Genomic DNA, 12,516 nt, shown 5'->3' with positions numbered 1-12,516 from the left:
GGTGTCGCTGATCCTGCCGGCTGTCCTAGTCGACGCGCTGTGGGCGCACGCCGCCCGTGACTTCCCGCGCGAGTGCGTGGGCGCGCTGGGCGGCACCGGCCTGACCGCCGAGAACCCGGGCAGTCCGGTGGCCCGCGCCGAGGCGCTGTACCCGCTGCCCAACATCTCCCCCATTCCCGAGCGTGAGTATCTGGCGGACCCGGTGCATCTGCTGCGGGCGCTCAAGGCCATGCGCGGGGCCGGACTGGCGCTGGTGGCGCTGTACCACAGCCATCCATACGGCCCGGCGCAGCCCAGCCGCACCGATCTGCGGCTGGCCGCCTACCCGGTGCCCTACGTGATCGCGGACCTGGAAAGCCGCGTGCTGCGGGCCTACCGGCTGCCGCAGGGCACGGCGGTGCGGGTGACGGTGGAAGGCCAGACGGGGGAATCCGGGTGACGGCCCGGACGCCACGGCAGGAAAAGCCTGCGGCGCGGACAGGACCTCAGAGCCAGAGCCCATCAGGAGAAAAGGGCATATTGTGGGCCATTGGTTCGGGTCAGAGCGACACGGTTCCATGCTCGCCACTTGGAGTGAGTTCGGGTCATTGCCGGGGTGATGGCCGTGGGTCAGGCGGGCGCGCTCAGACTTGGAACCCCAGACATAGCCCCCGCGCCCCCGGACCTTCGGGTTCTGTCCATGTTTTTCGCCTATGTTGTGGGCGTGACTGGGGAACAGGGCGTGCGGGACGCAAGGGTGGGAGGTGGGCGCCTCCTGATCTACGGTCTGGGGCGCAGCGGGCGCGGGGTGGCGCGGTTTCTGGCTGCCGAGGGCAGGCCAGCAGAGTGGCATGACGCCCGGCCCTCGGCGGAGGACCTCGCGCTGATGAACCGCCTGCATTTTGAGCGCGGCGAGGTGGGCGACGAATACCAGACCGTCGTGGCCGCGCCGGGAGTGCCCATCGATCACCCGGACCTGGAGGGCCTGCGCGGGCGCGGCGCAGAGATCCTCGGCGAGGTGGCGCTGGCCGCCCGCCTGCGCCCCGCGCTGCCCATCGTGGGCGTGACCGGCACGGCGGGCAAGGGCGGCACCACGGTCCTGATCGCCTCGCTGCTGCGCGCCTGCGGGGTGAACGCGCGCGAGGGCGGCAATATCGATCCGCCGCTGCTGGACGTGGTGGACGCGGCAGAGGTGGCGGTGGCCGAACTGTCGAGCTTTCAGCTGGAGCGCGTGCCGGGCCTGCGCCTGCCGGTGGCCGTGATCACCAATCTGGGCGTCGACCACCTGGACCGCCACGGCACGGAGGCCGCCTACCACGCCGCCAAGCTGAACATCACGGCGGGGCAGCAGGCGGGGGACATGCTGGTCATTCCTGAAGGGCTGGAGGTTCGCACGCGGGCCGGGGTGCGCACCTTCTCACCGTCGCGGCTGGTGCTGGGCAGCGGCGAGGAGGTTCTGCCCGCGTCGGAGCTGCCCGAATCCATCCACCCGGCCAACGCTGCCGCCGCGCTGCTGGCGGCCGAGGCAATGCTGCTTCGCCTGGGCCGCCCGGCGCCGGTGGCCGTGCTGGCCGCCGCTCTGCGCGCCGCCCGGCCGCAGCGGGGCCGCTTCGAGACAGTGGCGCGGGTAGGCGGGGTGCGTTTTATCGACGACAGCATCGCCACCCGCACCCTGGCGGTGCAGGCCGCGCTAGAACGCGCCGCGCCGCCCATCGCGTGGCTGGTGGGCGGGCGCGACAAGGGCGCGGACCTCGGCCCGCTGCGGGCGGCCGCGCAGGGCCGGGTCAAGACGGTGGTGGCCTTTGGTGAGGACGGCGAGCGGCTGGCGCGCGGGCTGGGCCTGCCCTACGTGACTGTGTCGGGCACGGACGGCGACGGCACCATGCAGGCTGCGGCGCAGGCGGGACTCGACGCGCTGGGCGGCGAGGGCACCGTGCTGCTGGCCCCGGTCGGCACCAGTTTCGACCAGTTCCGCGACTACGCCCAGCGCGGCGACAGCTTCCGACGGGCCGCGCTGGCCCTGCCGGGGGCCGAGGTGGGCGCGTGAGCCTGCCACTGATCATCGCGCAGATGCTGCTGATGGTGCTGGGCCTGCTGGGGGTGGCCGCCGCGCGCCCGGACCTGATCGTGGAACACGGCTCGAAGACGGCGCTGGCGCTGGGCATCACCTTTCTGGTGGCCCGGCTGCGGCCCAAGACCTTCCTGAAGCTGGGGCCGCCATTCTGGGCCTTCACGCTGCTGCTGCTGCTGCTGGTGCTGTTCATTGGGGTGGGCACCGAGGAAAGCAGCGCCACCAAACGCTGGCTGGATTTCGGCGGCCCCTTCCGTTTCCAGCCGTCCGAGCTGGCCAAACTGGGCCTGATCATGATGCTGGCCTCGTTCTTCTCGCGCCGGGGCGTGCAGAACAAGCTGGTCAGCGCCACGGGAATGATCGTGATCACCACCGGGCTGATCTTCCTGGAGCCGGACCTGGGCAGCAGCGTCCTGATGTTCGGGCTGGGCATTGTCTTGATGTACGCTGCCGGGGTCCGCATCAGCAACATCACCGGCTTTCTGCTGGCCCTGGGCCTGATGGCGCTGCCGATGTTCTCGGTGTACCTGGAGAAACATCCGTACATCCTGGCGCGTTGGCAGGGCCACCAGGCCCGCGACGAGGAACGGGCGGTGGGGCTGGATCAGATCGGTTTCGCGCACCGCGACCTGACCTGGGGCGGCTGGTGGGGCCAGGGGCCGGACGGACGGCGCTACGAGTATTTTGCCGCCCACACCGACATGGTGGTGGCCTCGGTGGGCTTTACCACCGGGCTGCTGGGCGTGGTCACGCTGCTGTTCTGCTACTGGCTGATCGTTTCGGTGGCGCTGCAGACCTCGCAGCTGGCCGCGCGCATCCGGCCCATGACCGCCGAGATCCACGGGGCCAGCATTCTGGCCACCGGTTCTATGTTCATGATCGTGGGTCAGGCTTTCGTGAATCTGGCGGTTGCCGCCGGCTTCTTTCCGGTCACGGGGGTGCCGCTGCCGCTGGTCAGTTTCGGCTTTTCCAGCATGCTGACCATGAGCGTGGCGCTGGGCATCATCCATTCCGCCCTGCGCGAGGTCAAGCGCAACCTGCCCGAGACGGAGCTTGAGCCCACCGAATCCAGGACCAACGTACCGGAGGGCACAGGCCTGAGCGCCGATTGAACTGGGCGGCGGCGGGAGGATACGGCCCGGGGCTAAACCCCGCACCCGGCGAGCCGCCGAACGCTGTCTCCGGGGCTTCAATCAGACCGGCACTTCCAGAGACAGCGCTGAATATAGCCACGGGCAGCGGGGCAGCGGAATGCATTCCGCTGCCCCGCCTGCAATACGCCCTGTCCCGGCGCTTCTAACCGCCGCTGGGGCAATGGCCCACGGGCCTCCGGGAACGCATCACCGGAAGCCCCCGGGCCACGACAGGGCGCGGTCGGTCACAAAGGTCTGCACGCTGAAGAGGTTGGCCCGCTCGCGGGCGGCCTGGGCCAGCGCCGGGGTATCGGCGTAGTCCAGGGCACAGACGTTCAGGCCCAGATCCCGCAGCTTTTGCAGCCAGAAGGCGGTGTATGCCAGGCCCTGCCCGTCCAGTCTGGTATACCCCGGGCTGTGGGTGGTGCTGAAGCCCTCGAACAGCACGCCATGCACCAGCGGCGCGAGGTCCGGCAGCAACCCGAAGCCCCGGTTGGCCAGCAGGGTCACGCCGGGATGCGCCTCTCGCAGCGCCCGAACCAGCGCCAGCGTCGCCGCCGGTGCGGCGCTGTCCAGGGTGTCGAGCAGCAGGCCGTCGGCGTGCTGAAGTTCCCGCCGGGCACGGCCCAGCAGCTCTGCCCGCCACGCGGGATGGGCCGCGTCCACGGCCACGCTGCCCCACTGGGGATTGACCGCCCGGTGGTAGACGGCGCAGCCGGGCGTGCACAGGTAGTCGCCCGTGGGATGGTCCTCTCCGACGCTCAGGTAGCCCAGCACCCGTGTGCCGCCCGCCCGCAGGGTCGCCAGTTCCGCAGGTGCGTACAGGGTCGTCTGCACGACGGCGGTGCGGAAGCGGGCGAGCGTCCCCAGCACCTGCGGGCTGGGTGGGCCGTAATACACGCTCAGGGGCAGGTGGGGCGACAGGGCGGGGGTGGCCGTGAGCAAGTGAAAGTTACCTGGGACTGACGGGCAGCGTGGTGGTGCCGTTGACCGTGCTGCTCAGGATGCGGGTCCCGCCGTAGAGGGTACCGGAGTTCGCGCCGGTCAGCGTGACGGGTCCCGCACCCCTGATGGACACCACGCCGGTCTTGCGGTCCCACACGGCCCCCAGTGTGCCAGCCGCCTTGGCCTTCTCCTCCAGGGTGCGGCTCTTCATGTAGTCGCCCAGCTGGTCCCAGTTGTAGGTGTTGAGCGGCAGGGTGCTGTAGCTGCTGTACTTCCTGAGTGCCGCCTCCACCCAGTCGCTGGCCACGCTCTTGCCCAGCCGGTACTGGTTCAGGTTGGTCTGGTGCAGGTAGTGGGGGAACGCGCCGCCGCCCAGCATGTGCGTCAGGGCCAGATCGCTTTCCTTGTCCAGGAACTCGGTGTAGTTCAGCGCGTGATCCCAGTACGGCCGGGTGCCGCCGGGGGCATAGATGCTGTTGTAGGACTTCAAGACCTCGTCCGGGTTGGTGACGTGGTAGTGCACGTTGATCGGCCAACGCGGCACCAGGAACAGGCTGCTGTCCATGGGGTGCGGCACCCCGCAGGTGGAGCATGAGGCGTCCCACTGGCTGGCCACGCTGTGATCGGACGCCAGGTAACGCACCCCGGCGCTGCCGGCGGCCAGCAGCATGTTGGGGTTGCTGCGCCCCAGCCCCAGATCCTGCTTGGGCAGGTTCACGTCGGAGTCGTTATAGGTGCCGTCGTCGGTGGGGTCCATGTTGCCCAGCCCGCTGTGCTCGCCGGTGACCAGACTTCTGCTGTTGACGGGCAGGCCCAGTTTGGTGCCCAGGGTAAAGTTGGTGGCGATCTGGTCACTGGCCGTCTTCAGGTCCATCACGTCCATGCGCAGATGGTCTTTGGTGTGGTTGACCCAGTCGAACTGATCTTTCAGGCACTTGGACATGCTGGTCAGCTGGTCCTTGCTGGGCAGGAACAGCAGGCAGGACGCGGGGGCCGCCGTGTTTGCGCCGCCGCCGTTGAACACCATCGAGTACCTGAAGCCGCCGGCCTCCTTGAAGGTATCGCGGAGCTTGACCTGCTGGTAAAACACCGAGACCATGTCGGCGGCGCTCAGGCGGAAAGGTTTCGTGTACAGCTGCCCGCTGGCGGCGTTCAGGCGGTCGCCGGCCAGGAAGTAGTCGTCGATGTCCACCTGCAGGAACCGGCGGTGCTCGCCCAGGTGAATCCCTCTGGTCAGCCACTGCACCAGCCCGTACCCCATCAGTTCGGTGTGCACCAGGGCCGGGTTCTGGGCCGTGGTGACCAGCAGCCGCTCACGCCCGTCGGCGGCGGTGCTGGTGGCGGCCAGCACGCGGCCCTGCGGGTCTGTCAGCAGCGGTGTGGTGCTCATCACGCCAGGAACACCTTCAACCACTGAAGAAGGGTAGGAGAAGGCGTATTTCACGGGCAGTTTTGCCGTGGCCTTGAGGTCCCTGAACACCCCAAGCCCCGCAGGGTTGGGCGCCATGAAGGTCGTCGAGGTCTCCGCGCCCGCCACGGCCCGCAGGCCGTAATCCTCCGGCACGACGCCAGGGTAGCCGTACAGCGCCAGCTGCCGCACCCCGTAGGCCGCCTCGTACTGAAACAGGGTGGCCCACTCGTCGCTGTCCAGGGCACTGGTATACACGCCGGGGCTGGTCTCGGCCACCAGGGCGTTGCTGGTCAGGATCACGCCCTGGTACTTTCCGCTGCCGTCCGCGTTAATCAGCCGGGCCAGGTCCAGCGGCTGCTGACTGGCGTCCAGCACGTCGTAGGGCACGCCGCTGCGCTGCAGCATCGAGCGGGCACTGTCGATGCCGTAGTCACCTTTGCCGCTGCTCAGCACCAGAACCTTCAGCTCCACCCTGTCGGTCTGGGCATTGGCCGGCAACGTCTGGGCCGTCAGCCGCTGTCCCTGTGGCACCGTGGCGGGGCCAAGCCGGGCGTCCCTGGGCAGGTTGGTCATCACGGGCGCGGGATCCACCGCGTGTACGTGCCCCGACACGGTGCGCACGTTCTCGTACTCGGGCTCAACCGTGTCCGGCTGGGCCTCGGCCTCGGCCGGAATGGTCAGGGCGTTGTTGGCGCCGGTGCTGGGCGAAGGTGAGCCGCCGCAGGCAGCGAGCAGCAGGGACAGGGTCAGGGCAGACAGCAGAAGTCGTTTGTTCATGGGGCTCCTTGTGTGTGAGCTACTGCTCGGTAGAACCTGGGGAGAACTGGGGCACGGGCCGGAAGGGTAGTCTGGGAGGGAACGGCGTGTGGCTCAGCGCAGGATTGGCTCTGACCGGCGCGGGTCAGCAGGACCTGCCTCCACCCCGGAAAGCAGGCTTTGGAGCGCATCGTCCAGGCTGTGCCGCAGCGTGAATCCACTGCCCAGCAGCCGCGAGATGTCGGCGCGCTGGTAGGGCACGTCGCCGCTGCGGGGACTGCCGGGGGCGTCCTCCAGAATGCGGCCCCGGTAGCCGGTCAGGGCCGCCAGACCGTCCACCACATCACGCACCGGGCGGGCCTGCCCACTTCCCACGTTGACCACGCCGCTCAGGTCCGAGGTCAGGGCGTGCAGCGCGGCGCGCGCGGCGTCACGGGCGTCCACGAAATCACGCCGCGCGCCCAGTGGCCCGAAGCGCACCGTGGGGTGGCCCTCACGCACCGCTGCCGTCAGCTCGCGGGCCGCGCGGCCCGGCAGGGTGCCGGCGCCGATGCCCGCCCCCAGCGGATTGGTCAGGCGCAGCGCCGCGCCGCGTACCCGCCCGCTGCGCAGCGCTTCCTCGATCAGCACGGTGCCGGCCAGCTTGGACGCGCCGTAGGGCGACAGTGGCCGGGCCGGTTCATCCTCGGCCGAGGCGTGGCCCTCCGGCACCGCACCGTACTCCGCGGCGGAGGCGAGATGAACCAGCTTCACGTCCCCGTTGCCACCCGTGCGGGCCAGCTCTTCCAGCACCCGCGCAGGCAACAGGGCGTTGGCGCGGGTCAGTTCGCCGGGGCTGCCGCCGGTCCGGCCCGCCGCGTTGATCACGCCCGATACGCCGTCCAGCCAGCGGTTCCAGTCGGCGCCCGGGGCTGCCGTCAGATCGCCCGGCGGGGGAACGCGCACGTCCCAGCCCATCGCCCGCAGCCCGGCCACGATCTGCGTGCCCAGAAAGCCGCGTGCCCCCAGCACCAGCACCAGGCCGGCGGGGACAGGCAGAGGCGCTCCCGTCACGTTAATCGGCGGCGTCCAGTGTCAACTGGGGGAGCAGGATGGCCGACATCTCCTGCCACTGCTCGTTGGCCATGTCGTAATCCTCCGGGCGCCCGATGTCGAGCCAGTAGCCGCCGAACAGGTCACTGCCGGGACACTGCCCGGCAGCCAGCAGATCGAGCATCAGCGTGTCGAAGCCCAGCACCTGCCCCGGCGTGTAGCCGCGCAGCGCCTCCCGGGAGACGGCGTACACGCCCATGCTGACCTGAAAATGCACCGTGGGCTTCTCGCGGAAGCCGGTGATCTGGTTGCCGGCCTCGTTGAGGTCCAGCACCCCGAACTCGCTCTTGATCTCGCGGTTGTAGGTGGCCACCGTGACCGGGCGGTCCGACTGGATGTGGCCCCGCAGGAACGCGCCGTAATTCAGGTTGGTCAGCACGTCGCCGTTCATGACCAGAAACTGCTCGGGCAGATCGTCCAGCACATTCAGCACCGGACCGATGGTCCCCAGCGGCGTTTCCTCGTCGGTATACTCCACTTTCAGTCCGTAGCGGCTGCCGTCGCCCACGAAAGCCCGGATCAGGTGGCCCATGTGCCCCACCGCCAGCGTTACTGACGAGAAGCCATGCGAACGCAGCTGGTACAGCACGATCTCCAGGATCGAGTAGGTGTCGCCAATCGGCACCAGCGGTTTAGGAACGCAGGTGGTGTAGGGGCGCAGGCGGGTGCCTTTTCCTCCGGCCAGGATGACTGCGTGCATGGGCTTCTCCTTTCCTGCCGACATGGAGACAGGGTGAATGTGGGGTGTGCGGGGGGTGAGCGGGGCCATTCAGATAGGCGCAGTGGATCAGAGACAGCGTTTCAAATAGGCTTCACTGCGCTCATCCGTACTCAGAAGACTCTCAGACAGTGTATTGATCGACGCGGTAACGGGCCAGATTGACGGGATCGGTGAACCACGCGGCGGTGCGTTTCAGGCCCTCTTCCAGCGTGAATTCGGGCTGCCAGCCGGTCAGGCGGCTCAGCTCCGAGTGGTCCGCCAGCAGGCGCATGACCTCGCTGCCCTCGGGACGCAGCCGCACGTCTTCCTGGGTGACCTGCAGCTCGGCACCCATCACTTGGCCGATCAGTTTCACGGTGTCGCCCACGGTGATCTCGCGGCCCGAGCCGGCGTTCAGGGTGTGGCCCAGGACCTCGCTGCCCGCCTCGCCCACAGCGCGGAAGGCCCGGGCGGTGTCGGCGACGTAGTTGAAGTCGCGGGTGGGCCGCAGGTCACCCAGCCGGATCTCGCGCCGCCCCGCCGCCACCTGAGAGATGATGGTGGGAATCACCGCGCGGGCCGACTGGCGCGGGCCGTAGGTGTTGAAGGGCCGCAGGGTCACCACCGGCAACCCGAAGCTCAGGAAGTAGCTCTCGGCCAGCTTGTCGGCGCCGATCTTGGTGGCCGAGTACGGCGACTGGCCCTGCAGGGGGTGGCTTTCGTGAATGGGCGCGGTGCGGGCGGTGCCGTAGACCTCGCTGGTGGAGGTGTGGACCACCCGCGCGGTGCCCAGCTCGCGGGCAGCCTCCAGCACGTTCAGCGTGCCGGTGATGTTGGTCTCCACGTACGAGCGCGGCGCGACGTAGGAGTAAGGAATGGCGATCAGCGCGGCCAGGTGGTAGACGGTCTGGGCATCTTGCATCAGCGCCCGAACGCTGCCCGCGTCGCGCACGTCGCCCAGCTGCACCTCCACATGCTGCATGGTTTCGGCGGGCACGGTGTCCAGCCACCCGTACGAGCCCTGCGAGTTGTAGATCGCCATGGCCTTGACGCGGTAACCGGCGCGGACCAGTTCCTCGGTCAGGTGCGAGCCGATAAAGCCGTCGGCGCCAGTCACGGCCACCAGCGGGCGCTGGGAAGAGGTGGGAACGGAGGGGCGGGGCGGGGCAGTCTGGGTCATCAGCGGTAACTCCTGGGGTCAGAGAGGGTGGACAGGGTGGGCGCGAGCAGCGCGAGCACGGCGAGCAGGGCGAACAGGGGCGGGGGCAGGCCCAGCAGCAGGGCCGCCGCGCCCAGCGCCCAGACCGCTGTCAGAAAGGTGGTGCGCCCCTGGTTGGCCAGCCAGGAGCTGAGCAGCAGCGCGGCGCTGTACAGCGCCAGGGTGGGCAGCGAGGCCGGCAAATCGATCGGCAGGCCGAACCCGGCCAGCGCGACCAGCCCGGCGCCCAGCGCCGCGCCGTAGCCGGCGGCCCCCAGCAGCACGGTGGACAGGCCCACGCGGCGCAATTGCGTGAGGCCGCGCACGCTGCGGGCTGCGGTCTGCAGGCGTTCCTGCACGTGCCACACGCCGGCCTCCAGCAGCCCGGCCCCCAGAATCACCGGCAGCAGCGGCCAGATGCCCAGCCGTGCGCTCAGGGCCACAAAGGCGGCGGCCATGGTCCAGCCGTAGACGGCGTGGGGCAGGTGGGGGCGCAGGGTGGCCCAGGCCGCGTTCAGGCTGCCGCGAGCGCGGGTCACGTTGAGGGCCGCCACGGCCGGAACAGCGGCCAGCAGGGCCAGCGCCGCGAGCGCGGCCGGGCGCGACGGCAGCGACATGACGATGCCGGCGGCCAGCAGCGGGCTGGCAAAGGCTCCGGCGAACTGCCCCAGCCGTCCCAGCGACAGCAGCACGCCCGCCGCGCCGCTGGACAGCGCCACCGCTCCGCCCACCAGCGCGCCGGTGAGGACGGCACCGGAACCGCCCAGTGCCGCCGCAATCACGCCTCCGCCCAGCAGCCCGGCCCCGGCGCTAACCAGCAGCGTCAGGCGCAGGGCGCGGCCCGGCACGGAGAAGGGCTCCGCGTAGCGCACCCCAGCCACTGTCATAGACCAGCCCCAGCCGAAGGCCGCCGCCAGCACAAACGCGTGATCGGCGGCCGGTCCCAGGGTGCGGGCGATCAGCAGGCCTGCCAGCCCCGGCAGCAGGTACAACGGCCCGCGCAGCAGCATCCGCCAGGGAAACGGCGGGGCACCGGGCACGGTCAGCCGGTCCAGTGCCCGTCCGGTACCCTTCTGCCGGTACAGCATCTCGGCGGCGTCGAACAGACCGTCGGTGCCGTAGCGGTCGCGCAGCACCTCGTCCCCCAGGCCGTCGGCCTCCAGGTAGGCGGCCAGTTCCTCGGCGTCCACGGCGTTTGAGCGCTCGGCCGCCAGCTTCAGGTCCACCTCGCGCAGCCGCTCCGGCAGGTCACCGGGCAACTGCAGGCGGGGACTGGAAGAGCCGGGCCGCACCCCGCTCTCCCGCACGTCCTGCGAAGAAAACCCTCTCTGGCGACCGAACTCGCCGCCAGCGCTGGGTGCCCCGGCCTGCAGCACCTCGCGCCTGCCGCCACCGGTCACAGTCCGTTTCCTCCGGCCAGCACCAGCGGGTAGGCCCGCCGGTAGGCGTCCAGGCAGCCGTCCAGCGTGAACAGTTCCATGACCCGCTCGCGCGCGGCGCGGCCCAGCCGGGCACGCAGCGGTGCGTCGTCCAGGAGGCGGGTCAGTGCGCTGGCCACGCCCATCACGTCGCGTGGGCGCACGATCAGTCCGGCGTCCCCCACTGCCTCTGGCACGCCGCCCACACGGGTGGCCACCGGGGGCCGGCCCATCGCCATGGCCTCGATCACGGTGTAGGGAAAGCCCTCACTGACGCTGGTCAGGGCCACGACCTGCCCGGCACGGTAGGCGTCGGTGATGTCGTCGATGCGGCCCTCGAAGGTCACGTGCTCAGTCAGGTTCAGTTGCTGGGTCAGGCTCTGGCATTGATACAGGTAGCCCTCGTTGCCCGCCGGGGTCCCGCCGAACAGCCGCAATTGCGCGCCCGCATTGCGGCGGCGCACCAGATCGAAGGCGCGGATCAACGTCTCGATGTCCTTGAGGGGATCGATGCGCCCCACCCAGCTCACCACGCTCGCGTCCGGCTCCTGCTCGGCCGGCGGGAAAATGTTGGGGTCAATGCCGTTGTACACGCACCTGATCTTGTCGGGATGCGCGCCCAGCCGCTCTTCCCAGCGGCGGTTGTAGTGCGATCCCGGCAGCACCAGCGTGGCCTCGCGGTAGACCAGGCTGCACAGCAGGCGGTAAAAGCGCAGCAGCATGCCCTTGAAGCCCGGACGGTAGGTGCTGCGGCGGAACTCCATGTAGCGCTCGCGCAGGTACACGCCGTGTTCGGTCAGCACAAACGGGGCGCCGTGGGTCCACAGGCCGTGCAGCGCCAGCAGCCCCGCAAAGCCGTTGCTGACGGCGTGTCCCACGTCTGCCTGCGGGGCCGGATGGCCCATAGGACGCAGCGCATGTTCCAGCCACAGCTGGGCGTCCAGGGCATCGGCCACGGTCGGCAGCGGCAGCCGGGCGTCGCCGCGCCCACGGGTGGCCGCCTGCTGGGCCGCGTGCCCGGACCACCGCTCCAGCGTCAGCCGGGCCAGCCGCGGTGTGTCCAGCAGCGCCGTCAGGCCACCGGCCTGCCCCAGCTCACTCAGCGCCCGCAAGCCGGTGGCGAACAGGTCCAGATCCATCGTGCACAGGCCGTCCAGCAGCGCCGCGTACGCGTCTTCCACCGCGCGCCGGCGGGCGGCATCCGGACGCCCGGGCGCAGGGGGCGGCTGGCCCCACAGCGGCACCTGCGTGAAGCTCACGTTGTCCGGCAACTCCAGCGCCGCCCGCTCAAACGGCAGCCCGGATACAGCCTGGACCACGAACCGGTGGTCCCTCAGCCCACGCACCAGCTGATCCACCCACACGCTGACGCCCCCATGGGCCTGGGGGTACGTTCCCTCCGTGTACAGGGCAATGCGGGGAGCGCTGGACTGTGATGACATCAACATGAACAAACTCCGGAACCGGCATGAGAAAAAAAAGCGCGCAACGCAGCGCTGATGGCCAACAAGCATTGTTTGAGCCTATTCAACGAGAGGAATTATACCCTTTAATTTGACCAAAGGTGAAAAATCCGTCATTACACGCCGCCTCCACACCCCCAGAAGGGGGCACAAAAACAAAGTGTACGCCGACAAATATCGATTTCCAGCCGTTAAGAGATCGCTTCACACCGTCATATGAGACAGTCCTAAGCCGGATCTGAGAAGCATTCAATACAGGGCCACTGATCAGCCGACATGGCGCTGCCGTCTATGTGCGGGATAAACGCAGCACCCCGCACATAGACATCCAGCCCATAGCTCAGCCAGGC

10 protein-coding genes are annotated in these 12,516 nt (G+C 69.4%); 3 read left to right on the top strand and 7 right to left on the bottom strand.

Annotated features, from left to right (window positions below; translation table 11 throughout):
* Position 1: 1 nt before the first annotated feature.
* The 3 genes from IEY31_RS11680 (at position 2) to IEY31_RS11670 (ending at position 3,162) form a co-directional block, all read left to right on the top strand.
* Positions 2-439: a M67 family metallopeptidase gene (locus IEY31_RS11680; RefSeq protein WP_188972125.1), complete on the top strand. Its 438-nt coding sequence runs from the start codon at positions 2-4 to the stop codon at positions 437-439.
* 264 nt (positions 440-703) lie between these two features.
* Entirely contained in the window at positions 704-2,026 is a 1,323-nt protein-coding gene (gene murD, locus IEY31_RS11675) for a UDP-N-acetylmuramoyl-L-alanine--D-glutamate ligase (protein WP_229723533.1), read from the top strand.
* Complete coding sequence (locus IEY31_RS11670) at positions 2,023-3,162, top strand: FtsW/RodA/SpoVE family cell cycle protein (protein ID WP_188972120.1); 1,140 nt, start codon at positions 2,023-2,025, stop codon at positions 3,160-3,162. The genes murD and IEY31_RS11670 overlap by 4 nt, the downstream gene beginning before the upstream one ends.
* Positions 3,163-3,390: 228 nt before the next feature.
* Here the strand turns inward: IEY31_RS11670 and IEY31_RS11665 are convergent, their stop codons facing one another.
* From IEY31_RS11665 to pelF, 7 genes are all read right to left on the bottom strand, one after another.
* Positions 3,391-4,128 carry an endo alpha-1,4 polygalactosaminidase gene (locus IEY31_RS11665; RefSeq protein ID WP_229723532.1) on the bottom strand — a complete coding sequence of 246 codons (738 nt, stop codon included), beginning with the start codon at positions 4,126-4,128 and terminating at the stop codon, positions 3,391-3,393.
* Positions 4,129-4,135: 7 nt separating this feature from the next.
* The gene (locus IEY31_RS11660) at positions 4,136-6,316 is read right to left on the bottom strand and encodes an Agd3-related carbohydrate-binding protein (protein ID WP_188972118.1); all 2,181 of its coding nucleotides are present in this window, start codon (positions 6,314-6,316) and stop codon (positions 4,136-4,138) included.
* Between the two features lie 93 nt (positions 6,317-6,409).
* Positions 6,410-7,348 (bottom strand): NAD-dependent epimerase/dehydratase family protein, encoded by a 939-nt coding sequence (locus IEY31_RS11655; protein WP_229723531.1) that lies wholly within the window; start codon positions 7,346-7,348, stop codon positions 6,410-6,412.
* Position 7,349: 1 nt separating this feature from the next.
* Positions 7,350-8,087: a nucleotidyltransferase family protein gene (locus IEY31_RS11650; RefSeq protein ID WP_188972116.1), complete on the bottom strand. Its 738-nt coding sequence runs from the start codon at positions 8,085-8,087 to the stop codon at positions 7,350-7,352.
* A gap of 142 nt (positions 8,088-8,229) precedes the next feature.
* A complete protein-coding gene (locus IEY31_RS11645; protein ID WP_188972114.1) occupies positions 8,230-9,267 on the bottom strand; it encodes a GDP-mannose 4,6-dehydratase in 1,038 nt (345 codons plus the stop codon).
* Complete coding sequence (locus tag IEY31_RS11640) at positions 9,267-10,685, bottom strand: hypothetical protein (protein WP_229723530.1); 1,419 nt, start codon at positions 10,683-10,685, stop codon at positions 9,267-9,269. The genes IEY31_RS11645 and IEY31_RS11640 overlap by 1 nt, the downstream gene beginning before the upstream one ends.
* Positions 10,682-12,151, bottom strand: a complete 1,470-nt coding sequence (gene pelF, locus IEY31_RS11635) for a GT4 family glycosyltransferase PelF (protein ID WP_229723529.1) — start codon at positions 12,149-12,151, stop codon at positions 10,682-10,684. Before pelF ends, IEY31_RS11640 begins: the two co-directional genes overlap by 4 nt.
* Positions 12,152-12,516 lie beyond the last annotated feature (365 nt).

Source organism: Deinococcus aerolatus (assembly GCF_014647055.1).
GTDB lineage: Bacteria > Deinococcota > Deinococci > Deinococcales > Deinococcaceae > Deinococcus > Deinococcus aerolatus.
This window is presented reverse-complemented; position numbering and strand designations above follow the sequence as displayed.